The organism is Nonomuraea sp. WAC 01424 (genome assembly GCF_003947315.1).
GTDB lineage: Bacteria > Actinomycetota > Actinomycetes > Streptosporangiales > Streptosporangiaceae > Nonomuraea > Nonomuraea spiralis.
The window spans coordinates 150,381-174,292 of sequence record NZ_QHHZ01000017.1 but is presented as its reverse complement, the minus strand read 5'-3'; the positions used below and the strand labels follow the sequence as shown (position 1 = coordinate 174,292).

General features: G+C 71.4%; 21 protein-coding genes. 9 read left to right on the top strand and 12 right to left on the bottom strand.

From position 1 onward, the window contains the following. The first annotated feature begins 1,035 nt into the window (after positions 1-1,035). The 3 genes from DMB42_RS39590 to DMB42_RS39580 all read left to right on the top strand — a co-directional run bounded on the left by DMB42_RS39590 (position 1,036) and on the right by DMB42_RS39580 (position 6,090). Complete coding sequence (locus DMB42_RS39590) at positions 1,036-3,351, top strand: sodium-translocating pyrophosphatase (protein ID WP_260478203.1); 2,316 nt, start codon at positions 1,036-1,038, stop codon at positions 3,349-3,351. A 219-nt stretch (positions 3,352-3,570) separates the two neighbouring features. Continuing rightward, positions 3,571-4,038, top strand: coding sequence for a histidine phosphatase family protein (locus DMB42_RS39585; RefSeq protein ID WP_260478202.1), 468 nt, complete (start codon positions 3,571-3,573; stop codon positions 4,036-4,038). Between the two features lie 15 nt (positions 4,039-4,053). Then, the gene (locus DMB42_RS39580; RefSeq protein ID WP_125643995.1) at positions 4,054-6,090 is read left to right on the top strand and encodes an FUSC family protein; all 2,037 of its coding nucleotides are present in this window, start codon (positions 4,054-4,056) and stop codon (positions 6,088-6,090) included. Here DMB42_RS39580 and serB read toward each other — a convergent pair. The 4 genes from serB to DMB42_RS39560 form a co-directional block, all read right to left on the bottom strand. After that, positions 6,080-7,297: a phosphoserine phosphatase SerB gene (serB, locus tag DMB42_RS39575; protein ID WP_125643993.1), complete on the bottom strand. Its 1,218-nt coding sequence runs from the start codon at positions 7,295-7,297 to the stop codon at positions 6,080-6,082. The two genes, DMB42_RS39580 and serB, sit on opposite strands and share 11 nt — an antisense overlap. A 79-nt stretch (positions 7,298-7,376) precedes the next feature. Next, positions 7,377-7,952, bottom strand: a complete 576-nt coding sequence (locus DMB42_RS39570) for a DUF11 domain-containing protein (RefSeq protein WP_125643991.1) — start codon at positions 7,950-7,952, stop codon at positions 7,377-7,379. 95 nt (positions 7,953-8,047) lie between these two features. Next, positions 8,048-9,058, bottom strand: a complete 1,011-nt coding sequence (locus DMB42_RS39565; RefSeq protein ID WP_125643989.1) for an S-adenosylmethionine:tRNA ribosyltransferase-isomerase — start codon at positions 9,056-9,058, stop codon at positions 8,048-8,050. Then, positions 9,055-9,711, bottom strand: coding sequence for an SDR family oxidoreductase (locus DMB42_RS39560; protein ID WP_125643988.1), 657 nt, complete (start codon positions 9,709-9,711; stop codon positions 9,055-9,057). Before DMB42_RS39560 ends, DMB42_RS39565 begins: the two co-directional genes overlap by 4 nt. A 99-nt stretch (positions 9,712-9,810) precedes the next feature. On the opposite strand from DMB42_RS39560, the gene DMB42_RS39555 reads away from it, so the two are divergent. Further along, positions 9,811-10,929, top strand: a complete 1,119-nt coding sequence (locus tag DMB42_RS39555; protein ID WP_221762546.1) for a GAF domain-containing sensor histidine kinase — start codon at positions 9,811-9,813, stop codon at positions 10,927-10,929. Further along, the gene (locus DMB42_RS39550; protein ID WP_125643986.1) at positions 10,926-11,549 is read left to right on the top strand and encodes a response regulator transcription factor; all 624 of its coding nucleotides are present in this window, start codon (positions 10,926-10,928) and stop codon (positions 11,547-11,549) included. The genes DMB42_RS39555 and DMB42_RS39550 overlap by 4 nt, the downstream gene beginning before the upstream one ends. An 8-nt stretch (positions 11,550-11,557) precedes the next feature. Here DMB42_RS39550 and DMB42_RS39545 read toward each other — a convergent pair whose 3' ends face one another. After that, complete coding sequence (locus DMB42_RS39545; RefSeq protein ID WP_125643984.1) at positions 11,558-12,238, bottom strand: hypothetical protein; 681 nt, start codon at positions 12,236-12,238, stop codon at positions 11,558-11,560. A gap of 169 nt (positions 12,239-12,407) precedes the next feature. Between DMB42_RS39545 and DMB42_RS39540 the strand changes: the two genes are divergently transcribed. Further along, positions 12,408-14,927: a serine/threonine-protein kinase gene (locus DMB42_RS39540; RefSeq protein WP_185845104.1), complete on the top strand. Its 2,520-nt coding sequence runs from the start codon at positions 12,408-12,410 to the stop codon at positions 14,925-14,927. A gap of 3 nt (positions 14,928-14,930) precedes the next feature. Here DMB42_RS39540 and DMB42_RS39535 read toward each other — a convergent pair whose 3' ends face one another. Then, positions 14,931-15,650, bottom strand: a complete 720-nt coding sequence (locus DMB42_RS39535; protein ID WP_185845103.1) for a hypothetical protein — start codon at positions 15,648-15,650, stop codon at positions 14,931-14,933. 69 nt (positions 15,651-15,719) lie between these two features. Between DMB42_RS39535 and DMB42_RS39530 the strand changes: the two genes are divergently transcribed. From DMB42_RS39530 to DMB42_RS39520, 3 genes are all read left to right on the top strand, one after another. Then, positions 15,720-16,508 carry an ABC transporter ATP-binding protein gene (locus DMB42_RS39530; RefSeq protein WP_125643980.1) on the top strand — a complete coding sequence of 263 codons (789 nt, stop codon included), beginning with the start codon at positions 15,720-15,722 and terminating at the stop codon, positions 16,506-16,508. Positions 16,509-16,603: 95 nt separating this feature from the next. Then, positions 16,604-17,530, top strand: a complete 927-nt coding sequence (locus tag DMB42_RS39525; RefSeq protein ID WP_125643978.1) for an SPFH domain-containing protein — start codon at positions 16,604-16,606, stop codon at positions 17,528-17,530. Between the two features lie 53 nt (positions 17,531-17,583). Further along, on the top strand, positions 17,584-17,814 hold the full coding sequence (locus DMB42_RS39520) for a hypothetical protein (protein ID WP_125643976.1): 231 nt from the start codon (positions 17,584-17,586) through the stop codon (positions 17,812-17,814). Between the two features lie 50 nt (positions 17,815-17,864). Here the strand turns inward: DMB42_RS39520 and DMB42_RS39515 are convergent, their stop codons facing one another. The 6 genes from DMB42_RS39515 to DMB42_RS39490 all read right to left on the bottom strand — a co-directional run bounded on the left by DMB42_RS39515 (position 17,865) and on the right by DMB42_RS39490 (position 23,467). Next, positions 17,865-18,704 carry an SDR family oxidoreductase gene (locus tag DMB42_RS39515; protein WP_125643974.1) on the bottom strand — a complete coding sequence of 280 codons (840 nt, stop codon included), beginning with the start codon at positions 18,702-18,704 and terminating at the stop codon, positions 17,865-17,867. Positions 18,705-18,733: 29 nt separating this feature from the next. Continuing rightward, positions 18,734-19,555, bottom strand: a complete 822-nt coding sequence (locus DMB42_RS39510; protein ID WP_260478201.1) for a Rieske (2Fe-2S) protein — start codon at positions 19,553-19,555, stop codon at positions 18,734-18,736. A 120-nt stretch (positions 19,556-19,675) separates the two neighbouring features. Beyond that, complete coding sequence (locus DMB42_RS39505; RefSeq protein WP_125643970.1) at positions 19,676-20,287, bottom strand: HD family hydrolase; 612 nt, start codon at positions 20,285-20,287, stop codon at positions 19,676-19,678. A 1-nt stretch (position 20,288) separates the two neighbouring features. After that, positions 20,289-22,478, bottom strand: a complete 2,190-nt coding sequence (locus DMB42_RS39500; RefSeq protein WP_125643968.1) for a molybdopterin-dependent oxidoreductase — start codon at positions 22,476-22,478, stop codon at positions 20,289-20,291. A 124-nt stretch (positions 22,479-22,602) separates the two neighbouring features. Next, the gene (locus DMB42_RS39495) at positions 22,603-23,250 is read right to left on the bottom strand and encodes a hypothetical protein (protein ID WP_125643966.1); all 648 of its coding nucleotides are present in this window, start codon (positions 23,248-23,250) and stop codon (positions 22,603-22,605) included. A 1-nt stretch (position 23,251) separates the two neighbouring features. Continuing rightward, positions 23,252-23,467 (bottom strand): hypothetical protein, encoded by a 216-nt coding sequence (locus DMB42_RS39490; protein WP_125643964.1) that lies wholly within the window; start codon positions 23,465-23,467, stop codon positions 23,252-23,254. Positions 23,468-23,912: the final 445 nt, after the last annotated feature.

The window sequence follows — 23,912 nt, the reverse complement described above, 5'->3', positions numbered from 1 at the left end:
GTCGGGCGTCTTTGAGATGGGGATGAGGGTGTGCCTGGGGTGTGGCATGCCTTCGTCTCTGTCAGGGCGGGCCGGGTCTTGCTTTTTGCGTGCCTTGAGGTTTGTGCGGCCTTTGGGGCGCGCGTGGCGGAGGTTGGGCGCGATGGTCCGGGGTTACGGCGTCGGCGTCGTACCGGATTCCTGACCGCCGAGGTGGCGTCGGGGTGTTGTGGGCTGTTGACGCGCGCGCAGGCTCCGAACTTCGGTGTTCCGGGGGCGTAGGTGTGTTCCAGGGCGGGGTGTCGGTTGTGGGGTGCGCTGTCTCGCTTGCCCCGGTGATGATGCCGGCTCCTGTGGAAGGTGACCCCCAGGCGTTGTCCACAGGCTGTGGATGAGCGGGGGATGGACGGCTGACGGCAAGCGGCCCGCCGGCGCGCGGTCCTGGGGATGTGGCGGTCCTAGGGGACGGTCCTGGGGTGGCGGCCCTGGACGTGCGGCGGGGTGGCGGATGCCCCCTGGAAGGGCCGTGCAGCTGCGTCCTTGCCCTTGCGGGAAGGGCTGCGGATGCGCGCTCCGGAAGGACCATAGGCGGCAGGGGCCGGAAGGTCGGGGTTGCTCCGGTGGGGCGTAGGGGTTGGTGTGCCGGGCGCGATTGCAGGCGGGCCGCGGAGCGGTGGCGCGGCGGTGGGTCGAGGCAAGGCCGGAGCTGGACCTTGGGATGGGTGGGCTCGGGGCGGCGTGTCGTGCGGGATTAAAAGTTGGTTTCGGTCGGTCCGATTTGTGGGCTTGTCATGCCCGTAAACGCGAGGAAATTTCGCCTGTCAGATCCCAAACCGGCCTGCTGTCAGGGGATTACTGGACGCCCCCGCAAATAGCCGCCCCGAGAGCCTTCATATCCGTTCAGTGCCTGCGTAGACTCCCGGCACCGGCCAAGGTGATCCGGCGGAACCGCGGATTCAACCGGAAGCGGCACCCACAACCCGGATGGTGCCGCACCGCCCGCCGAGAGATCCGCAGCACCGTTCGGGCAGACGACCGGTCTTGCCGAGGAGAACGATGAGCAGGCACATGCTGGCATTGGAGCCAGCGCCCAATCTGTCCCTGAGCGGTAACAACCTCACCATCGTGATCGTGGTCGCCGCGGTCGCGCTGATCGCGCTAGCCGTCGCCGGCGGCCTCGTACGCGAGGTGCTGTCCGCCGGCCAGGGCACCGAACGCATGCAGAACATCGCGCGAGCCGTACAAGAAGGCGCAGCCGCCTATCTCGCGCGCCAATTCCGCACATTGGCGATCTTCGTGGTCGTCATTCCCTTCCTGTTGCTTTTGCTACCGGGCGAAACAGACGTTGTCGTCGGTCGCTCGATCTTCTTCGTGGTCGGTGCGGTGTTCTCCGCATTGACCGGTTTCATGGGCATGTGGCTGGCGGTACGCGGCAACGTACGCGTCGCCGCCGCGGCCAACGAGGCGGGCGAGAAGCGCGCCATGCGCGTCGCGTTCCGCACCGGCGGCGTCGCCGGCATGTTCACCGTCGGCCTCGGGCTGTTCGGTGCGGCCGTGGTCGTCTTCATCTACCAGGGCGAGGCGCCGCACGTACTCGAAGGGTTCGGGTTCGGGGCGGCGCTGCTGGCGATGTTCATGCGAGTCGGCGGCGGCATCTTCACCAAGGCCGCCGACGTCGGCGCCGACCTGGTGGGCAAGGTCGAGCAGGGCATCCCCGAGGACGACCCGCGCAACGCCGCGACGATCGCCGACAACGTGGGCGACAACGTCGGCGACTGCGCGGGCATGGCGGCCGACCTGTTCGAGTCGTACGCGGTCATGCTGGTCGCCAGCCTCATCCTGGGCAAGGTGGCCTTCGGCGAGCAGGGGCTGATCTTCCCGCTGATCGTGCCCATGATCGGCGTGCTCACCGCGATCATCGGCATCTTCGTCACCGGGCTGCGCGACCGCGACCGCAACGGCATGTCGGCGATCAACCGCAGCTTCTTCATCTCGGCCGGGATCTCCGCGGTACTGGTCGCCGGAGCGGCCTTCTGGTACCTGCCGAGCAGCTTCAGCGGACTGTCGGGCTCGACGGTCAGCTCCGACGCCGACCCGCGCCTGATCGCGGTGGGCGCGGTGCTCATCGGCCTGGTGCTGGCCAGCGCGATCCAGTTGCTGACCGGCTACTTCACCGAGACCAACCGCCGCCCAGTGCGCGAGATCGGCGAGAGCTCGGCGACCGGCCCGGCGACCGTCATCCTGGCCGGCATCAGCGTCGGCCTCGAATCGGCCGTCTACTCGGCGCTGATCATCGGTGGCGCGGTCTACGGCGCGTTCCTGCTCGGGTTCGGGAACGTGACGATCGCGCTGTTCGCGGTGGCCCTGGCCGGCACCGGCCTGCTGACCACGGTCGGCGTCATCGTCTCCATGGACACCTTCGGCCCGGTCTCCGACAACGCCCAGGGCATCGCCGAGATGTCGGGCGACGTCGAGGGCGAGGGCGCGCGGGTGCTGACCAGCCTCGACGCCGTCGGCAACACCACCAAGGCCATCACCAAGGGCATCGCCATCGCCACGGCCGTGCTCGCGGCCACGGCGCTGTTCGGCGCGTTCCGTACGGCGGTGGAGGACCAGCTCTCCAAGGCCGGGCCGGACATCAAGGCGGCGCTGGGCGTCTTCTCCACCTTCAGCCTCGGCATCGACCAGCCCAACGTCCTCGTCGGCCTGATCGTCGGCGCGGCGGTGGTGTTCCTGTTCTCCGGCCTCGCGATCTCGGCGGTCGGGCGCGCGGCCATGCGGGTGGTCTTCGAGGTACGTGACCAGTTCCGCAACAAGCCGGGCATCATGGACGGCACCGAGAAGCCCGAGTACGGCCGCGTCGTGGACATCTGCACCCGCGACTCGCTCCGCGAGCTGGCCACGCCCGGCCTGCTGGCGGTGATGACCCCGATCGCGGTCGGGTTCGCGCTCGGCTACGCGCCGCTGGGCGCCTTCCTGGCCGGCGCGATCGCCTGCGGCACCCTGATGGCCGTCTTCCTGGCCAACTCCGGTGGCGCATGGGACAACGCCAAGAAGCTGGTCGAGGACGGCCACTACGGCGGCAAGGGCTCCGAGGCGCACGCGGCGACGGTCATCGGCGACACGGTCGGCGACCCGTTCAAGGACACCGCGGGGCCGGCCATCAACCCGCTGATCAAGGTGATGAACCTGGTGGCGCTGCTGGTCGCCCCGGCCGTCGTCATGTACGCGGGCAACGCGACCCTGCGGATCGGCATCACGGTGCTGGCCGTGGCGGTCGTGGTCGTGGCCATCGTCGTCTCCAAGCGGAGGTCGGTGACCAGCGAGCCGGCCAGCAACAACGACCGCGAGCACGAGCCCGTGGCGTCGTAACAAGCGCTCCGCGAGACGCCCGCCCCGGCCAGGGGCGGGCGTCTTCGTGTCCGGGGGCGGGCGGACGTGGGAGGGCGGGGTGGTGATGGGAAACTGGGCGGGTGGAAGACGACAACCGGCCCTCGGGTGGGAAGACGCTGGGCCTGATTCTGCTGGCGATGCTGGTCATCCTGGGCGTGATCGTGGGGCTCGGGATCTGGGCGTCGAGGGGATGAGGCGATGCGCACCCTGATACTGCTCCGCCATGCCAAGGCCGCGCAGGTGCCCGGCCTGGCCGATCACGAACGTCCGCTGACCGACCGCGGCGAACGGGACGCCGCGCGGGCCGGCGACGAGATCAGGACGGCCGGGCTGAGTCCCGACGTGGTGCTCTGCTCCCCGGCGCTGCGGACCAGGCGTACCGCCGAGCTGGCCTTCCCCGGTACGGAGATCAGCTACGAACGCGACATCTACCAGGCGTATCCGGATGAACTGCTCGAACTGCTCCGCAGGACCGATCCGGAGCTGAGCACGGTCGTGTTGTGCGGGCACAATCCCGCGGTGCACGAACTGGCCCTGGAGCTGGGCGGTGGCGACTACGGGTTCCGGCCGGGGGCGTACGCGGTGATCCAGGTGGAGGCCGCGTGGGTAGACCTGTCGCCGGGAGAGGGACGCCTGGTCGCGCACTGGGATCCCAAGGAGCACTGACCGGGGACGACGCCTATGCGGGGGGCCGCCAGAGCGCTGCGTGACGGCTTCTCGCTGCCCGCCCGGCCGCCCTGGGGCTACGGGCTGCTGTGCGGGTTCGCGGTGGCCGGGCCGCTGCTGGCCGGGGTGCTGGCGGGCCGGCCGCAGTCGGGCGCGTTCCTGGCTCTGGGGGCGTACCTGACGGCGTTCGGGGACACGTACGGGCAGCCGTACGCGTCGCGGGCCAGGTTCATGGCGGTCAAGATCGTGCTCATCGCCGCCGGGTGCTGGCTGGGCCTGTTCCTGGCGCACCGGCCCTGGTTGGCCGTACTGGCGCTGGGGCTGGTCGCGGCGGCGGGCGGCCGGTGGCGGACCGTGGGCACGCCGCCCGCGTTCGCCCTGGTCACCGGCTTCTACCTGGCGGTTCCCGCGGGTTTCGGGCCGCCCGAGCTGATGGTTCTCGGCGGCCTCCTGTACGCCGTGGCCGCCCTGTCCCTGTGGCCGCTGCGCCGGTTCGACCCGCTCGCCACCGCGCTCGACGAGGCCGTACACGCCACGGCCGCGCTGCTCGACGGGCCGGCCGGCGACGACTGGGCCGGCCGCCGGGAACGCGCGTCGAAGGCCCTGGGCGCCGCCGCCACAGCCTCGGCGGCGTTCCGGAACATGGACGCGACCGGCGGTTCCGCCGACGCGTACGTGCAGGCGCTGGTCCGGATCTTCCACGAGACGGTGGCGCTGCGCGGCCTGCGCGCCGCGGCCCCGGACGAGCAGGACGGGATCGACGAGGTGGCCGTGACGCTGGCCGCGGACCTGCGCGTGGCCGCGGCCGGGCACCGGGCCGGGGTGGTGGAGGCGCTGGCCGTCACCGCCGACTACGCCGAACGCCTCGATGCGCGCGAGCCGGGCGACGGTCTCGCGGCGCTGCGCAGCGGCGCGGTGCTCGGGCAGGCCCGGCGCTGTCTCGACCGGATCGCGGTCGGGGTGCGCACGGTGGGCCTGCTGTCCGCCGAGCACGTTCCTCCGGCGGGCCCGCGGTTGTTGCCGCGGCTGCCGTGGAAGCCGCCGCCGAAGGGCGCCGGGCCCGAGCACGCCGGTCGGCTCGGGCTCGCCGCCGCCGTCGCGCTGGCGCTGATGCTGGGGGTGCACGAGCAGTACGGCAAATGGTTCGTGTTCACCGTGCTGCTGGCGGTGCGGCCCACGTACGGGGACACGGTCGAGCGGGTGGTGCTGCGGGTGGCGGGCACCGTGCTGGGGGCGGCGGGGGCGGCGCTGATCCTGGCGGCGGTGCCGGGGCCGTACACGATCGTGGGGACGGTGCTGGTCTTCGCCACGCTCGGGTTCGCGCTGCGCGAGGTGAGCTACGGCTACTGGTCGATCTTCGCGACGCCGCTGGCCATGACGCTCACCGACTTCTCGACCCGGCTCGACTGGGAGGCGGCGGGGATCAGGCTGGCGCTCACCGTGGGCGGCGGCGTGCTGGCGCTGGTGGCGGTGCGGCTGCTGTGGCCGCGCGGCCAGGCGGGACGGCTGCGCGGCCTGGCCGCCGAGCTGCTGCGCGAGCACGCCGACCTCATCCGTACGCTCGCCGAACGCGACCTGGACCGGCTGCCGGACCGTACGGAGTCGGCCGGGACGGCGGCCGAGCGGCTGGGCCAGTCGCTGGACAAGCTGGACAAGGAGCCGGGCGGCCGCGCGCCGGACGAGCTGCGCGCCGCGGTGACGTCGGCCAGGAAGCTCAGGGACGACACGATCCTGCTCGGCGCCGTGATGCGCGGTGCCGAGCCGGGTTCGGACGCCACGGTGGCCGTGCTCGACGCGGTGGCCGACCGGCTGGCCGCCGTGGGGCAGGCCGTACGGGAGGGTGAGCGGCCGCCCGAGGCCGACGCGTTCGAGTCGGAGCTGGACGAGGTGGCGCGGGAGGTCAGCTCGCTGATGGAGGAGGCGGCGGCGGGCGAGGGCACGGCGGTACGCCGGAGGCTGCGGCACGCGGTGACCGCGCACCCGGCGCTCCGGTCGCTCTGCAAGGACGCACTCGACCTGGCCGCCCAGGTCACCGCGCGGTTCAGGACGTGAGGACGCCGTCCTCGGCGTCGGCGGCCTCGACCTCGTCCCTGGAGATGCCCAGCAGGTAGAGGATCGAGTCGAGGTAGGGCGTGTTGACCGCGGTGTCGGCGGCCTGCCGGACGACCGGCTTGGCGTTGAAGGCGATGCCGAGCCCGGCCGCGGCGATCATGTCGAGGTCGTTGGCGCCGTCGCCGATGGCCACCGTCTGGGAGATGGGCAGCCTGGCCTCCTTGGCGAACCGCTCCAGCGCGCGGGCCTTGCCCGGCCGGTCGACGATCTCACCGACGACGCGGCCGGTCAGCTTGCCGTCGATGACCTCCAGCACGTTGGCCGCCGAGTAGTCGATGCCGAGCTCCTCGACCAGGGTGTCGGTGATCTGGGTGAAGCCGCCGCTGACGATGGCGAAGCGGTAGTCGAGCCGCTTGAGCGTACGGACGAGGGTGCGGGCGCCGGGGGTGAGGACGACCTCCTGGCGTACCTGCTCGAAGACCTCGGCGGGCAGCCCTTCGAGGAGGGCCACCCGGCGGCGCAGCGACTCGGCGAAGCCGAGCTCGCCGCGCATGGCCTGCTCGGTGACCGTGGCCACCTCGTCGAGGCAGCCGGCGTGCGCGGCCAGCAGCTCGATGACCTCGCCCTGGATCAGGGTGGAGTCGACGTCCATGACGATGAGCCGCTTGGCCCGGCGCGACAGGCCGGTGCGCTGGACGGCGACGTCGACCTCCTGGGCGGCGGCCTCGGCGGGCAGCTCGATGCGCAGGGCGGTCGGGTTGGCGCCGGAGACGGACAGCTCGATGCAGGTGACGGGCCACTGGGCGAGGCGTTCGATGCGGTCGATGTTGGCGCCGGCGGCGGCGATGCGGCCGGCGATGCCCGCGATGGCGGCGGGCTGGAGGGTGGCGCCCAGAACGCTGACCGACAGGCGGCCTCGGCGGCGCTGTTCCTTGGCCTGGGAGCCGGTCGAGAGCTCGACCTCCATGCCGAGGTCTTCGGCCACGCGTTCGACGGCGGTCCACATCGCGCCGAGGGTGGTGCCCGTGCCGGTGGAAGGGCCGCCGGCGTACGCGACGAGCACGCCGAGCGTGAGCCTGCCTCGGATGACGACCTGCTCGATGTCCGCGACCGTCACCGGGAACCCGGACAGCACGGAGAAGAGCCTGGAGGTGACACCGGGCCGGTCGGGGCCGGTCAGAGTGATCAGGAGGGTGCGCTGGTCCACATCCAGCCACGGTACTGCGCCCGGTCCGGTGCCCGCGCAGCAGGCTCGCCATTCGGACACGGGCGCAGCGGTCTGCGGGCTAGCGGACGATCCGGGTCGTCGCGGACTTGGCGTAGCCGTGCTCGGGGATGCCGAGGCGCTCAAGCTCCTCCTGCGCCAGCGACCAGTTGCCCTTCTCCTGGTCCCACATGCCCTGCTGGACGTCGTAGGTGATCACGCCGAGGGTCGCCTTCTGCGCGCCCTTGGCGTTCTTCTTCAGCTTCGCGTCGAACACGAGACGGACCCAGTCGTCCTTCTCCAGGACGTAGGGCACGCTGCAGTACAGGGCGCGGCCGTCGAGGGCGCAGATGGTGCCCTTGGGGGCGCTGTAGCGGATCTTCCTGAGGTCCACGCCCTTCGGGAACTGGCCGCCCACGAACCAGGCGTCCGCGGAGTACGGGCCCGTGTTGGTCGCCGTGAGGCTGTACTTGATGTGTCCACCGGCCTTGGCCGTCTTGGACGCCTTCAGGTTGATCTTGAAGACCGCGAACGGGTCGTCGGCGACCTTGGCCGTGTGGGCGGCGGTCGTCGTCGTGGCGGAGGCGGGCACCGCCGGAACAATCAATGCACCGGCCAGCAAAGCCAGCGAGGCGACCTTGGTGAGGGAGTTGCGCATTACGTCTCCGGTGAGGAAGTGGCACGGGGACGTACACGAACAAGCCCCCGTAAATGTCGGCTGTTCCTATCACGAGGGCAAAATCCGTGTAAAGCTTATTTATCCAGAATCAAGTGCGTGTCGCCAAACTCGTGCCACAGATATCCCTTCCGCAGCGCCTCTTCGTACGCGCGTCCCAGCGCTTTCTCGCCGGCGAGGGCCGTCAGCATGAGCAGATGACTGGAACGCGGTTCGTGCAAACCGGTGATGAGCCCGGTCACGGCCCGTACGCCGGCGGCCGGGGTGACGACGTGCGAGGTCCAGCCGGCCGACGCCGTGACCTGGCCGTCCGGGGTGACCGCGGTCTCCAGGGCGCGTACGACGGTCGTGCCGGCGGCGATGACCCGGTTGCCGTTCTCCCTGGCCAGGTTCACCAGGCGGGCGGTGGCGGCGGGCACGTCGTAGCGTTCGGCGTAGGGCGGCTCGTCCTTCTCCGGCGAGGCCACGCCGGTGTGCAGCGTGATCGGCGCGATCGCCACGCCCCGCGAGACCAGCGCGGTGACCAGCTCCGGGGTGAACGGCCGGGCCGCGCTCGGCATCTCCGCGCTGCCCGGCACGGTGGCGAACACGGTCTGATAGGCGTCGATGGGCCAGTCGGCCGGCACGTACGAGTAACGGATCGGCCGGCCGTGCGCGCGCAGGTACGGCACCACGTCCCGGTCGAGCCGGGCCCGCCACAACCGCGGCGTCTCCCGCTCGATCAGCCGCAGGGTGGCCCGGCCCGGCAACGGCAGCCATTCGCCCGGCTCGCCGCCCCCGTAGGGCTCGGACGCCTTGGCGGTCCTGCGGCGCAGCTCGACCAGCCAGGTGCCGTCCTCGCGGGCGGTCGAGAAGTGCACCGCGAGCCGGTCGAGCCGGACGGCCGCGGGCAGCGTCGCGGAGTTGTTGACCACGATCAGGTCGCCGGGGTCGAGCAGGCCCGGCAGATCGCCGAACCGGTGGTGGGCGGGCTCGGCCGCGCCCCGCGAGACCATCAGGCGCACCGCGTCCCTGGCCAGCCCCCGCGCCTCCGGCGGCTCGTGGGCCGACAGGTCGGCGGGCAGCGCGAAGTCCAGCAGCGCCGTCATTGCAGACTCACCTTCCCGCTGGCCGGCCGGGACCGGACCAGGTCGCGCAGGGCCGCGGCCACCTTGGCGGGATCTGCCGCCGACGACGCCTCCTCGGCGCCGACGGCGTCGGCGAGCATGCGGGTGTTCATCTCGCCCGGATCGGCCCACCAGACCCGTACGGCGGGCTCCTCGGCGGACAACACGTTCGAGAGCTGCTCCAGGGCGGCCTTGGTCGCGCCGTAGCCGCCCCAGCCCTCGTACGCGCCGGTCGCGGCGTCGGAGGTGATGTTGACCACCGCCCCGCCGGCCGCGCGCAGGGCGGGCAGCGTGGCCTGGACCAGCGCGAGCGGCGCGGTCACGTTCGTCTCCAGCAGGACCCTGAACGCCTCCAGCGGGTAGCCCGCCAGCGGCGGCAGCGGCGTCACCCCGAGGTCGCTGGCGTTGTTGACCAGGAGGTCCAGCTCGGGCACGGCCCGTGCCAGCCGGGCGACGTGCGCGGGGTCGGTCACGTCGCCGGGGATCGCGGTGGCGCCCAGCTCGTCCGCGGCCTGTCGCAGTTCCTGCGCGCCGCGGGCGGTGAGCACGAGGTTCCAGCCCGCTTCCGCCAGGGACCTCGCCAGAGCGAGGCCGAGGCCGCGGGAGGCGCCGGTGATGAGAGCGGTGTTCGTCATGACATCGACGCTAGGATCGCCGCGTCGCGCGGGCATCGGGCGCAGGGCCCGCTCCGGCCTGGGCACATCGTCCTAGGACCGGGACCCTAGAGTAGGTCCGTGAGCTCTCCGGACCGAGACGAGATCCTTCAGGCGGTGAGCTCCGCCGTGCTCGCGGTCACCCGCCACCTGTCGGTGCGCGAGGTGCTCCAGGTCATCGTACGGTCGGCGCAACGCCTCCTCGACGCCCGCTACGCCGCCCTGGGCGTGCCCGCCGACGACGGCTCGTTCGCCGAGTTCGTCGCCGAGGGCATCACCGACAAGCAGTGGGACGCCATCGGCCCGCTGCCCAGGCAGCACGGCATGCTCGGCGCGATGTTGCGCGAGGGCACCCCGGCCCGCCTGCCCGATCTGCGCGAGGACCCGCGGTTCGAGTGGTGGCCGAAGGCCCACCCGGTGATGAAGGACTTCCTCGGCGTCCCGATCCGCGACGCCGACCAGGTGATCGGCATCATCTTCCTGGCCAACAAGCGCACGCCCGGCGGGTTCACGCAGGAGGACCAGGACCTGCTGACGCTGTTCGCCGCGCATGCCGCCATCGCCCTCACCAACGCCAGGCTCTACGAGCGCGGGCGCGAGCTGGCCATGCTCGAAGAGCGCAACCGGGTGGCCCGCGAGCTGCACGACGCGGTGACCCAGAAGTTGTTCTCGCTCCGGCTGACCGCCGAGGAGGCCGCGGCCATGCTGGACAAGGCGCCCGAGAAGGCGCGCGCCGAGTTGGAGCGCGTCCAGCGCCTGGCCGGGGAGGCGCTGTCGGAGCTGCGTGCGGTGATCGTCGAGCTGCGCCCGGCCGAGCTCGACCACCACGGGCTCGCCGAGACGCTGCGCAAGCACGTACGCATGCTCGACCGGCTGCATCCCTCGCTGGTCACGTTCGAGTGCGACGAGCTGCCGCCGCTCGACTCGGCCGTGGAGGTGGCCGTGTTGCGGGTGGCCCAGGAGGCGTTGCACAACGCGCTGCGCCACTCGGGGGCCGAGCGGGTCTCCGTACGCCTGGTCTTCGAGGGCGGGCGGCTGGCGCTGACCGTCCACGACGACGGCGACGGCTTCGAGCAGGGCGAGTCGCGCGGCCTCGGCCTGGTGTCGATGCGGGACCGGGCGGAGTCGGTCGGCGGTGTCATGACGGTCTCCTCGGCGCCCGGCCAGGGGACCACCGTACGTGTGGAGGTGGGCCTGTGATCCGGGTGCTGATCGCCGACGACCATCCGGTGGTCCGGCAGGGCCTGCGGACGTTCCTCGATCTCCAGGACGACATCACGGTCGTCGGCGAGGCGGCCGACGGCGCGCAGGCCGTCGAGCTGGTCGGCGAGCTGACGCCCGACGTGCTGCTGCTCGACCTGAAGATGCCGGTGCTCGACGGGCTCGGCGCGCTGGAGCGCCTGACGGGGGCGGCCACGCGGGTGGTCGTGCTGACGTCGGTGAGCGACCGCTCCGACGTCGGCCCGGCGATGCGGGCGGGCGCCTCGGGGTTCCTCTACAAGGACGTCGACCCGTCCGCGCTGGTCCAGGCCGTGCGCGCGGTGCACAACGGCCAGGTGCTGCTCGCGCCGGAGGCGGCCGAGGCGATGTTGTCCGCCCCCGCGCCGGCGGGCGTCGTGCCGGGGCCGGCGCCGCTGCCCGAGCGCGAGCGCGAGGTGCTCGCGCTGATCGCGGCCGGGCGGTCCAACAGGGAGATCGCGCGCAGCCTCGCCGTCGCGGAGAAGACGGTCAAGACCCACGTCTCGAACGTGCTGATGAAGCTGGGCGTCCAGGACCGGACCCAGGCCGCGCTGTACGCCGTACGGCACGGCCTGGCCTGATCAGCCGATCAGGTGTCCTTCTTCTTGTTCGACTCCTCGTGGCTGGCCGGCGGGTTGTACTCCTTGACGGGCGGCGGCGGCGTCCAGCGCTTGGTGGGCTTGCGCGGCGGGGTCACGATCGTCGTCTTGGCGCTCTTGAGCCAGTAGTAGCCCTTGACGCCGAGGCGCTTGAGCTCTTCCTTGTCGATGTTCTCCATGCCCTGGTCGACGTCGTACGCGATGACGCCGAGCTTGGCGACGGCCACGCCCTTGGTGCCCTTCTTCATGGTGACCTGGAAGTTGAGCCAGTCGGTCTTGCCCTTCTGCAGGACGTACTTGCCCCAGCACCAGAACCAGCGGCCCTCCCAGGTGCACTTCGTGCCCTTCGGCGCCCCCCAGCGCAGCGTCGGCACGGTGCCCTTCGGCACCTGGCCGCCGATCCAGTAATAGTCGGCGTAGTACGGCCCCAGGTTCTTCGCCTTGAGGTAGTACGTGATCTTCCCGCCGCGGCGGGTGCGATTGTTGTACTTGACCGAGATCTTGAAGCTTGAGAACGGCTTGGCCTGTGTCGCGACGGCCCGCGTCGTCACCACGGAGGTGGTCGCGGCCGTGGTCGTGGCGGTGGTCGTGGTGGCGTTCGCCTGGGCCGGGGCCACCAAGGGCACTGCGGCCAGACCGCCGACTAAGAACAGGCTGAAGCTCTTGCGCATGAGACGGCTCCCCGTACGGTGCTGGAAATCCCCGATCTTCTCCGTGATTATTGCGTAGGGCAAATTTTTCGCAAAGAACGATGATCTTTCGTGACTTGGGGTGGCTTGCGCGTGTTCGCACGGGCTCATCACGCTTGCGATCGGGGGTCTTGGCGCAAGGGGAGGACAGGTGCCTGAGACGCACCCATTACAGCCCGGTGACCCGCGGTCACTGGGTGCGTACCGGCTGCTGGAGCGCCTCGGCAAGGGGGCCCAGGGGATCGTCTTCAAGGCGGAGGGGCCCGACGGGCGGCTCGTCGCGATCAAGCTGCTGAACACGCTGCTCGACAAGCCGGGGCTCGACGGGGAACGTTTCCTGCGCGAGGTGGCCGCCGCGCGCCGGGTCGCCCAGTTCTGCACCGCGCAGGTGCTGGGGGCGAACATGGACGGCGAGCAGCCGTACATCGTGAGCGAGCTGGTCGACGGGGTGTCGCTCCAGGTCGTGGTGCAGCGGGAGGGGCCGCGGCAGGGCGGGGCGCTGTACCGGCTGGCCGTCGGCACGGTCACCGCGCTGGCCGCCATCCACCGGGCCGGGATCGTCCACAGGGACTTCAAGCCGAGCAACGTGCTGCTGGGGAACGACGGGCCGCGGGTGATCGACTTCGGCATCGCCAGGGCGCTGGACTCGGCGATGACGATCAGCAGCGGGGTGGTGGGGACGCCGGCGTACATGTCGCCGGAGCAGATCTCGGCCGAGCGCGTGGGGCCGCCCAGCGACATGTTCAGCTGGGCGCTCACCATGTTGTACGCCGCCACCGGCCGGCCCGCGTTCGGCCAGGACAGCCTGCCCGCGGTCATCTACCGGGTGATGAACGAGGAGCCGGACCTGTCGGCGCTGCCCGACGAACTGCGGCCGCTGGTGCAGTCGTGCCTGAGCAAGCGGGCCGAGGAGCGGCCGACGGCGGCGCAGGCGCTGTTCGCGCTGCTGGAGAACCAGGGGGCCGGGTCCGAGCTGGACGACGAGGTCGCACTCAACACCGGCTCCCAGCTCGCCGCCGACCACCCCGTTCCCGCCGCCGACCGTCCCGTTCCCGGGCCGGCGGCCCCCGAGCGTCCCGTTCCCGGGCCGGCGGCCTCCGGTCCCGCGCCTCTCGGCTCCGCCGCCGGTGACAGGCCCGAGGGTGGGACGCCGCAGGCCGCCCGGCCGCCGACCGGATGGGCCAACCCCTCGGGCGTGTCCTACGCCCCGCCGCCGCCCGTCCAACCGCCCGTCCCGCGCCCGCCGGCCGAGGGCTTCCGGGCGCCTTCGCCGGACGTACGGCCGCCGCAGGCCGGGCAGCACGCGCCGGAGGGACCCACGCGGTACGTGCGGCAACCCCCCGCCGCGCCCTACGCGCCGCATCAGCAGTTGCCGCCGCCCTACCCCATGGGCCCGCCGCCCGCCGCCCCCGGCAACGGCAACGACGCGTTCTTCAGGCACGCCCCCGCCGTCGAGCCGGCCGCCGAGGCCAGGGCCAGGCGCAGACGCGCGATCATGGTGTCCGGCACGCTCGTCGCGGCACTGGCGCTGGCGGGCGGCGTGTTGTTCCTGGGCCCGAAGATGTTCGCCGCCGAGCCCCCGCCGAGCCGGAACGTGGCCGAGGCGACCTCGTCGATCGCCCCGACCCCCACGCCCACCCCCACCCCCACCCCCACGGTCACGGTCACCCCCACTCCCACTCCCACGCCCACCCAGACGGTCCCGCCGGTGCGGACCGTCACCGCGCTCGGCAAGCAGGACGGCAAGTCGCTCAAGGGCCACGCCAAGGGCGTCCAGACGATCTCGGCCCTGCCCATGGGCGACGGCCGGACCTGGCTGGTCTCCGGCGGCCAGGACGGCCGCGTACGCCTGTGGGACCTCGGCAAGCACAAGCCGCTGGCCACCATGAAGGGCCACAGCGAAGAGGTGTACGCCGTGGCCGCCGTCATGGTCGGCAAGACCCCCATGGCGGTGTCCGGCGGCTACGACGGCAGCGTGCGCCTGTGGAACCTCAAGACCCACAAGGGCAAGGTGCTCGGCTGGCACGGCGACGCCGTCTACTCGGTCGCGCTGACGAAGGTGGGCGGCAAGTGGATCGCCGTGACCGGGGACGCCAAGGGCTGGCTGCGGTTCTGGGACCTGAAGAAGCGCAAGGCGACCGGCAGGATCGTCAAGGCCCACAGCAGGTCGGTGAACTGGCTCAACGCCACCCGCATCGGTGACCGCGCGATCGTCGTCTCGGCCAGCGAGGACTCCACCTTGCGGATGTGGGACGTGGCCCGGCACAAGGCGTACGGGAAGGCGTACAAGGGGCACTCGAAGGGCGTGTACGCGGTCGCGGTCGGCAGGATCGGCGACCGGATCGTCGTCGCGTCCGGCGGCAAGGACCGGAAGATCCGCATCTGGGACCCGAAGACCGGCAAGGCCGTCGGCTCACCCCTGTCGGGTCACAAGAACATCATCTACTCCCTGTCCTTCGGCACGGTGGACGGCCGGGCGGTCCTGCTGTCCGGCTCGACCGACGGCACCATCCGCCTCTGGGACCCGGAGAGCCGCAAGCCCCTGGGCAAACCGGTCAAGGCCCACAAACGCGGCGTGTACGCGGTCGGGATCGTCCCCTTGGGCGGCGGGACGGCCATCGTCTCGGCCGGAAAGGACAAGGTCATCCGCGTCTGGAAGCCGGTGGAGTGACGCCTACGGGTGGCGTACCGGCTCGAAGATGGCGTGGTGGGCGGCCACGAGCGCGCGGCGGACGGCCCGGTCGAGGTCGCGCAGCGCCGCGGCCCTGGCCGCGACCTGGGGCGAGGTGAGCCCGCGGTCGTCGGCCAGGGCGAGGACGGCGGCCAGGCGGGTGGCCAGCGTGGAGACGCGGTGGGCGCGCGCCGGATAGCCGGGGGCCAGCTCGCCCCCGTGCTCGGCCGGACGGCCGGGGCGCGACTGCGCCGGGCCCTCGACGCCGGTCAGCGCCTCCGTGGCCGCGCGCATCGCGCCCGACAACTCGTGCTCGGCCTCGGCCAGCGACGGCAGGTCCTGGCGTACGGGACCGGCGTCGTGCACCTCCAGCCGGATCCCCACGTACGACGACCCGCGCCGGTCGGGGAAGGGCACCAGCCCGAGCCGCCGGTCGCGGAGCACGGCGACGGCGGCCTGCCCGGCGTCGACCGCGGAGGAGTTGAACGTCGCGGGCCCCGACAAGCCCAGCGGGTCGCCGGGCGCGGGAAGGGCGAGCCGGAACTCGTGCAGACCGTCGGAACGGAGGTTTGCGAGGTATTTACGCAGCGGGACGTCACCGGCCACGACGGGTCCGGCGACGGCTTCCACGTGGTCAGCCGCCTCGTCGAGGCCGACATGACCCGAGAGCCACGCGTTGCCCCAGGCGACCAGTGAGGGGCAGACAGATGATTCAGGGCGCACCGATCCACGATAAGCGCTCGCCCTGCAATAGGTTTGTCCCGAGGGTGACTCCCAAAGGAGGGATCGGGGATGGGTGGTCAGGTGCTGCGGCTCCAGGACGTCGCCGTCAGGCGCGACGGAGCGGCCCTGCTGCGCGGCATCGACTGGACGGTCAACGAGGACGAGCGTTGGGTCGTCATCGGTCCCAACGGTGCGGGTAAGACCACGTTGTTGCAGGTCGCGGCCACGTTGCTCTATCCGACCGAGGGCGTGGTCGAGGTGCTGGGGGAGCGGCTGGGGCAGACCGACGTGTTCGACCTGCGCCCGCGTATCGGGCTGGCGAGCGCCGCGCTGGCCGAGCGCATCCCGCCGGAGGAGAAGGTCATCGACCTCGTCCTCACCGCCTCGTACGCCATCATGGGCCGCTGGACCGAGGAGTACGACTCCAACGACGTGACCAGGGCCGTCGAGTTGATCGACATGATGGGCGCGGCCCACCTGATCAGGCGGCGGTTCGGCACGCTGTCGGAGGGCGAGCGCAAACGGGTGCAGATCGCCCGCGCGCTCATGCCCGACCCCGAGATGCTCCTGCTCGACGAGCCGGCCGCCGGCCTCGACCTGGGCGGCCGGGAAGACCTCGTGCGCCGTCTGTCGTCGCTGGCGGGCGACTACCGCTCGCCGACGCTGGTGCTGGTGACGCACCACGTCGAGGAGGTGCCGAGCGGGTTCACCCACGGGCTGCTGCTGCGCCACGGTTCCGTGGTGGCTCAGGGGCCGCTCGAACACGTGATGACGGCCGACAACCTCTCCCAGACGTTCGGGGTGCCGCTGACGCTCGACAGGAGTGCCGAAGGACGCTGGTACGCCAGGGCGCACTGACCTCGTCAGATCGCCATTTATGCGGATATCGGTCGCCTGATGGTGAAACGAAATATCATGCACCGAGTCGGTCCCCTCGACTCCGGAGCTTCGCCATGTCGACCGAGCAGCTCGTCGTCGCCCTCGTCGTGGTCGCGGCGGTGGGCCTCGTGGTGGCCCGCAGCATCCGCATCATCCCGCAGGCCACGGCCGCGATCATCGAACGACTGGGCCGCTACCACCGCACGCTGAAGCCCGGCCTCAACCTGGTGGTGCCGTTCATCGACCGCATCAAGGACCTGATCGACCTGCGGGAACAGGTGGTCTCGTTCCCGCCGCAGCCGGTGATCACGTCCGACAACCTGGTCGTGTCCATCGACACCGTGATCTACTTCCAGGTCACGAACCCGAAGGCGGCCACGTACGAGATCGCGAACTTCCTGATCGGCGTCGAGCAGCTCACGGTCACCACGCTGCGCAACGTGGTCGGCGGCATGGACCTGGAACGTACGCTGACCTCTCGCGAGGAGATCAACACCGAGTTGCGCGGGAGCCTCGACGAGGCCACCGGCAAGTGGGGCATCCGGGTCAACAGGGTCGAACTGAAGGCCATCGACCCACCCGCCTCCATCCAGGACTCGATGGAGAAGCAGATGCGTGCCGACCGGGACAAACGCGCCGCCGTGCTGACCGCCGAGGGGCAGCGTCAGGCGGCGATCCTGGCGGCCGAGGGCGACAAGCAGGCGGCCGTGCTGCGCGCGAGGGGCGAGGCCGAGGCCGCCGTGCTGCGGGCGCAGGCCGACGCCGAGGCCCAGGCGATGCGCGCCAAGGGCCAGGCGGACGCGATCGGCATGGTGTTCAAGGCCATCCACGACGGCAATCCCGACCAGCGGCTGCTGGCCTACCAGTACCTCCAGACCCTGCCGGAGATCGCCAAGGGCGACGCCAACAAGCTCTGGATCGTGCCCTCGGAGATGGGCAAGGTGCTGGAGGGCCTGGGCGGGCTGTTCGCCCCGCCCGGCCCGAAGGACCGCGAAGGGTAAGACTCAAACACGTGTGCGGATAAATACCCGACTATGTGGGTATAAATCAGTACATGAAGGGTGATCGGGTGGAGATCGTCATCGACGCGGGCGGCACCCCGCGAACCTACGAGGTCACGGCCACCCGCGCGGGCCGCCGGGTCGAGGTGGCCAACCGGCGCGGGCTCGTGGAGGTCAGCGAGGTCACCCGAAGCGGCACGCCCGTACGCACGGCCCGCTTCATGTCCAGCCGGATCCTCGCCCTCGTGGAGCACCCGGCGGACGAGTCGGGCCCGGACGACTGACGGAGGTCCGCCGACTGACGGAGGTCCGCCGACTAACGGAAGTCCGCCGACTAACGGAAGTCCGCCACGTGGTCCTCGGCCCACTGGCGGAAGGTCAGCGGGGGCCGGCCGAGCAGCCTGCGCACGGTGTCGGTCATCCGCTCGGGACTGTCCACCGCCGCCCCCCAGCTCTTCAGCGCGGTCTCCACGAACCCCGGGTCGCCCCAGAGGGCCGTCAGGTGCTCGCGGGCCTCGTCGAGCGGCTGCTCCTCCCAGCGCACCTCGTGCCCGGCCACCTCGCCGATGATCCGTACCTGCTCGGCCTGGGTGAGCTGCTCGGGGCCGGAGAGCACGTACCGGCCGCCCGAGTGCCCGGCGGAGGTGAGCACGTGCACCGCCACCGCGGCGATGTCCTTCTCGTGGATCAGCGACCTGACCGCCTGCCCGAACGGCCAGCGTACGACGCCCTGCCTGATCTGGTCGGCCCAGCCCAGCGTGTTGGCCGCGAAGCCCCCGGGCCGCAGGAACGTCCAGGAGAGCCCGGAATGCCGGATAAACCGCTCGACGCTCTGGTGGAACAGCGTCGGCTCCTCGCCGTCGGCCAGATCCTCGACGTCGGCCGACAGGTAGACCACACGGCGGGCGTGCCTGGCGACGGCCGTCACGGCGGCCGCGGTGGCCGCCTCCGAGTAGCCGGGCCACAACAGAAAGACGCTCTCGACGTCCCGCAGGGCCGGTTCAAGAGACTCGGGCACGGTCAGGTCGCCGCGCGCCGCCTCGACGCCGTCGGGCAGCCGGGCCGTACGGGGGTTCCTGACCAGCGCTCGCACCTCCAGGCCCGCCTCCGCGAGCTGGGAGACCACATGCCTGCCGACGTTCCCGGTCGCGCCGGTCACCAGAATTTTGCTCATGGGCCCGACGGTAGGACCTCAAGTTAAGTTCAGGTCAACCCCGGACGTACCTGGATCGTGCCGTCGCGGCGGACGCGGGTCTCGAACATGGGCGCGGGAGCGGTCGCGGGGCCGTGTTTCACCGAGCCGTCCGCCAGCCTGAACGTGCTGCTGTGCCAGGGGCAGACCACGCACGCCTCGCCGTCCTCCATGACCAGCCGGCCCTGGTGCAGCGGGCCCGCGAGGTGCGGGCAGCGGTCGGCCAGCACGGTGACCGCGTCGCCCTGGCGCAGCACGAAGAGCTGGATGTAGCCGAGCCGGCGGGCGACCGGTCTGCCGTCGGGCAGGTCCTTGAGCGGGCACAGGTCGTGCCAGCCCAGCGGTACGAGATGGGCGACCTGCGGCGCGTGGTTGGCCCCCGCGGCCTGGCGGTAGGCCATGTGCCCGCCGAGATAGCCGCCGAGCGTCCCCAGCCCGAGCCCCGCGTACGACAACACCCGCCCGGCCCGCTCGGCGCCGCGCAGCCGGGCCACCAGCGAGGCGGACATCAGGCCCAGGGCGGCCACGTTCGCAGCCATGTGAACGAAACCCACGCGCTGCTGCTCGCGGTGCAGCGAGGACCAGTCGGTCAGCCCGGCCGCGGCGGTGGGCAGCGCGTTGCCGATGCCCGTGGCCAGCAGCAGCCGGGTCGCCCGGGGATCGGCCCTGGCCAGGTCGAGCACGGCGGCCGACAACCAGCAGCCGAGGGTGACCGTGGCCAGCGGCGGGTGCAGCGGTTTGCCCGTGGGCACGCCGTGCAGCAGGTCGCGTACGGCGCCCTGGCGCAGGCGCTGCCGTACGAACCTGGCCAGCCCGCGGATCGGCCTGTCCATGGCCTTCGACTTCTCAAGCCGATCGGCCAGGTCAACCGGACCGACGAAACCCCGCAATTGCCGACGTCTCGCTCGCACTGTCTCTTTCACGACAAGTCCCCTACCCCGGCCTTCATGGGATCACTCGGCGAGGTGTCCCCTGGCCACGGAGAGTTCTACCAGCTCCAACGCGTACGCGCCGAGCGAGGGCGACCCTTCCTCGATGATCCGCACCTTCTCCCGTACCTCGCCGGCCGTCACCTTGAACAGCGGCCAGGTGCCACCCTCGGTGTGGTGGTTGGCCAGGATCGGCGCGAACCGGTCGAGCGCCTTGGCGAACCTCGCCTCCGGCGTCACGCGGGCCTCGAACTCGTCCCAGAGCTCCCGGAGCCCGGCGCCCTGCTCGCCCGGGAGCAGGCCGAAGATGCGGTCGGCCGCGGCGGTCTCGGCGGCGGCCTGCGCGGCGACCGCCACCTGGTCGTAGACGAAGGTGTCGCCGGCGTCGATCTCGACCAGGTCGTGCACGAGCAACATGGCCACCACCCGCTGGAGGTCCGTACCCGGTGGGGCGTGCTCGCCGAGGATCATCGCCAGCGTGCCCACGTACCAGGAGTGCTCGGCGGTGTTCTCCCGCCGCGAACCGTCGATGAGATGGTTGCGGCGGATGACCCGCTTCAACTTGTCGATCTCGACGGCGAAGGCGATCTGGGCGTTCAGGCGGTCCTCTTCTGGCGCGATAGTCACGCGCGACACCCTAATGTGCGGTGATCACCCCGGTTGGTGAAATCGTGACCGGAACTCCGTTGAACACTGCGTTACCACTTGGGATATCCAGGGCGGATTCGTCCGTCAGCACGTTCGCGTTGACCCCGGCGTGTTCGGCCGCGACCTGCTGTGTGCTGCCCTCGTGCCCCCAGCCGTGCGGCAGGCTGACCACGCCGGGCATGATCGTGTCGGTGGGCTCCAGCGTCACCGTGAGCGTGCCCGTGGCCGAGGTGACCACGGCCTGGCCGGTCAGGCCCAGCCGGTCCACGTCGGCGGGGTTGATCTGCAGCGTGCAGGTGTTGCTGCCGCCGACCAGCGGGCCGACGTTGTGCAGCCAGCTGTTGTTGGAACGCAGGTGCCGCCGCCCGATCAGGACGATCTCCGGCGGCTCCTCCTCCAGCCGCCCGCGCAGGCGTTCCACGTCCTCGACGAGCTGCGGCGGGGCCAGCTCGATCAGGCCCGAGGCGGTCTTCAGCACCTCGGGCAGCCGGGGCTCCAGCGCGCCGAGGTCGAGGCCGTGCGGGTGGTCGAGCAGCTTGCGCAGCGACAGGTCGCCCTTGCCGGCCCACTCGCCGTACGGGCCGAGCCGCAGCATGAGGTCGAGCCTGCGCTCGCCGCCCGTCTCGCCCTCCAGCCCGGCCCGCAGCTCGGCCACGTCCTGCCCCTCGACGCCGGAGCCGGGGGTCTGCGCGGCCTTGCGCAGCATCTCGCCGATCAGGAACTCGTCCAGGTCCCCTTCCAGCCCGGAAGCGATCATGGCCAGCCTGGCGAGGATCTGGGCCTCGCTGGGCCGCCCGTCCAGCGGCAGCGCGGGACGCGAGTAGCGGGTGTAGTTGCGTACGGCGAACCCGAGCAGCGCGAAGTCGTAGTGGCCCGACTGGAGGACGCGCGGCGGCGGCAGGACGACGTCGGCGTGCCGGGTGGTCTCGTTCAGGTACGGGTCGACGCTCACCATGAAGTCGAGCCCGCCGAAGGCCGCGTCCAGCCGGTCACCGTGGGGCGCCGACAACACAGGGTTGCCCGCGACCGTGACCAGCATCCTGACCTGGCCCTCGCCCGGCGTCTCGATCTCGTCGGCCAGCGTGGCCACGGGCAGCTCCCCGTTGGCCTCGGGCAGCCCCCTGACCCGGCTGCGCCACCGGCCCACCGTGTACGGCCGGCGCCGCGCCCCGAACTCGGTCGCCGGCTTGGGGAACATGGCACCGCCCGGCCGGTCGAGGTTGCCGGTGAGCACGTTGAGCACGTCCACGAGCCATTGGGCCAGCGTGCCGAACTCGGTCGTGCACGTGCCGATCCTGGCGTACACGGCGGCCGTACGCGCGCCGGCCAGCTCCCTGGCCAGCCGGACGATCGTCCCGGCCGGTACGCCGGTGCGCCGGGCGACGGCCTCGGGCGGGAAGTGCTTGGCCGCCTCGCGCACCTCGGCCAGCCCGTTGACCTCGTGCCAGGGCCGGGCCAGGTCCTCGGCGAACAGCGTGTGGACCATCGCGAACAGCAGGTAGGCATCGGTGCCCGGCCGGACGAAGACGTGCTCGTCGGCCAGCGCGGCCGTCCTGGTCCTGCGCGGGTCCACCACGACGACCTTGCCGCCGCGCCCGCGCAGGGCCTTCAGGCGGCCGGGGAAATCAGGGGCGGTACACAGCGAGCCGTTCGACTCCAGCGGGTTGGCTCCCAGCATCAGCAGGAAGTCGGTCCGGTCCAGGTCGGGGACCGGGACGGCAAGCGGGTGGCCGAACATCAGGCCGCTGGCGACGTGCTTGGGCATCTGGTCGGCGGTGGCGGCGGTGAAGACGTTCCGGGTGCCGAGTGCCTTGATCAGCGGCGCGGCGTACAGCGCGCCCGCCATGGTGTGGGCGTTGGGGTTGCCCAGGTAGATCGCGACCGCCTGGCGCCCGTACCGCTCGGTGACGCGGCCGAGGCCGCGCTCGACGGCCGCGAACGCCTCGTCCCAGCCGGCCTCGCGCCACAGGTCGCCCTCCCGGATCAGCGGCCTGCGCAGGCGGTCGGGGTCCTCGTCGAGCCGGCCCAGGCTGGCGCCCTTGGGGCAGATGAACCCCTTGCTGAACGGGTCGTCCTTGTCGCCGCGCACGCCGGTCACGTGGCCGCCCTCGTCGAGCGTGAGGGTCAGGCCGCAGACGGCCTCGCAGAGGGGACAGGTGCGGTGGACGGTCGCCGTCATCACGACTCCTGAGTTCGTCGACTGAACTCATCTTGGACCGTCCCGGCGGCATGGGGAAGCCCCGGGAGCCCCCGCGGTCCCCGGGGCGTGCTCCTAGGGGAGATGTGCCGTTTCCCCTAGGTCTTCAGCCGATCTGCGGCAGCAGCAGCGGCGTGCGCAGATCGGGCGGCTCCTCAAGGTCGTGCCTGAGCGGCATCCAGGAGCGGCGGCCGTACAGGCGCTCCAGCCCGGGAGCGGTGACGCCGGGCAGCTCGTCCCGCCGGACGATCTCCACGAGCAGCAGATGGGCCCGCCTGCGGTGTCTGTGGACGGTGGCGCTCCTGGCCCAGCAGGCCGCCGCGATCTCCTCGGCGTACGCCTCGAACTCCTCGGCGGAGATGCCCGCCCGGGTCATGACCAGCGCCTTCTCGCCCTTGGCCGACGGCGTGATCCAGAGCACCAGCGGGATCCGGCCCGCCCTCGTGTGCATGGTGGTCTCCAGGCAGACCCGCTGCAGGCGGTGTCTGGAGACGACGCACCAGAAGTGGGACACCGCCCAGTTACGGCCGGTCCTGGTGGCGGCGGGTACGGAGACGGCGCTGCTCAGCAGGACGAACGGCACCCAGTGCCCCTCCCGCGTGGCGCCCAGCAGGGCCAGGCCGACCAGCGCGAGCAGGGCCAGCACCATGAGCTCGCTGCGGACGCGCCAGAGCCGGACCAGCGGCCCGCCGCCGCCCGCGCCCGGGAGGTCCTCGTTGGCCGGGTAGATCTGGTTGCGTGGGTTCCTCGACACGTCAGGACACCTCCTCCGGCACCCGTGACGTCAGCGTGAGCTGGTCGAAGCGTGGGTCGCGGTACGTGCGGGCGCCGAATCCCGCCCTGGCGACGGTCCAGCCCCGGTAGATGGCGAACTCGTCCGGCTCCATGCAGATCTCGCGGTCTGCCCACGAGACCAGTTCCCGGATACGGGACTTGATTCGGCCGATCCCCTTGGTACCTTGTGAGTACATAGAAGACCCCTTTCGCGGCATTTCCAGAGGTGGCTTCTTCGCCGGGCCGCAGGTCCGGGTCCCGTTCCGCCGCAGGGTGGCAGCCCATATGCGGCGAACGCGGATTCGGTCTCGGCCCGGCATTTTTCTTGTGCTCCGATGAGCGACTGTTGCGACGTTGTTCAGGCGATGGGGCGGTCCTTCCGGCAATCGGCCTCCCTGAAGCGGACATTCGTATCCGGGACGGCTTCGTTGCCGGTGAGGCGGCCCTCGTACGGGCGCCCGATCGTGAGCGGAGAGCCCGACGCGCGAGGCCGTGTCGTCATCGCGGCCTCCCCTCGTCGGTCGAGAACCCTCCTGGATCGATCGTCCTCCGTGAGTCTTGATGCTGCAATACATCGAGCAAGGGAAGATTTAAGTTTCTTCGCAGATTGCTGTTGGAGTTGCCGTGCAAGTTGCACGCGAT

Excerpts from the sequence above, each read along its gene's own strand:
- DMB42_RS39590 (WP_260478203.1), top strand. The coding sequence starts at position 1,036 with ATGAGCAGGCACATGCTGGCATTGGAGCCAGCGCCCAATCTGTCCCTG.
- DMB42_RS39585 (WP_260478202.1), top strand. The coding sequence starts at position 3,571 with ATGCGCACCCTGATACTGCTCCGCCATGCCAAGGCCGCGCAGGTGCCC.
- DMB42_RS39580 (WP_125643995.1), top strand. The coding sequence starts at position 4,054 with ATGCGGGGGGCCGCCAGAGCGCTGCGTGACGGCTTCTCGCTGCCCGCC.
- DMB42_RS39570 (WP_125643991.1), bottom strand. The coding sequence starts at position 7,952 with ATGCGCAACTCCCTCACCAAGGTCGCCTCGCTGGCTTTGCTGGCCGGT.
- DMB42_RS39565 (WP_125643989.1), bottom strand. The coding sequence starts at position 9,058 with ATGACGGCGCTGCTGGACTTCGCGCTGCCCGCCGACCTGTCGGCCCAC.
- DMB42_RS39560 (WP_125643988.1), bottom strand. The coding sequence starts at position 9,711 with ATGACGAACACCGCTCTCATCACCGGCGCCTCCCGCGGCCTCGGCCTC.
- DMB42_RS39545 (WP_125643984.1), bottom strand. The coding sequence starts at position 12,238 with ATGCGCAAGAGCTTCAGCCTGTTCTTAGTCGGCGGTCTGGCCGCAGTG.
- DMB42_RS39530 (WP_125643980.1), top strand. The coding sequence starts at position 15,720 with ATGGGTGGTCAGGTGCTGCGGCTCCAGGACGTCGCCGTCAGGCGCGAC.
- DMB42_RS39525 (WP_125643978.1), top strand. The coding sequence starts at position 16,604 with ATGTCGACCGAGCAGCTCGTCGTCGCCCTCGTCGTGGTCGCGGCGGTG.
- DMB42_RS39520 (WP_125643976.1), top strand. The coding sequence starts at position 17,584 with ATGAAGGGTGATCGGGTGGAGATCGTCATCGACGCGGGCGGCACCCCG.
- DMB42_RS39515 (WP_125643974.1), bottom strand. The coding sequence starts at position 18,704 with ATGAGCAAAATTCTGGTGACCGGCGCGACCGGGAACGTCGGCAGGCAT.
- DMB42_RS39510 (WP_260478201.1), bottom strand. The coding sequence starts at position 19,555 with ATGGACAGGCCGATCCGCGGGCTGGCCAGGTTCGTACGGCAGCGCCTG.
- DMB42_RS39500 (WP_125643968.1), bottom strand. The coding sequence starts at position 22,478 with ATGACGGCGACCGTCCACCGCACCTGTCCCCTCTGCGAGGCCGTCTGC.
- DMB42_RS39490 (WP_125643964.1), bottom strand. The coding sequence starts at position 23,467 with ATGTACTCACAAGGTACCAAGGGGATCGGCCGAATCAAGTCCCGTATC.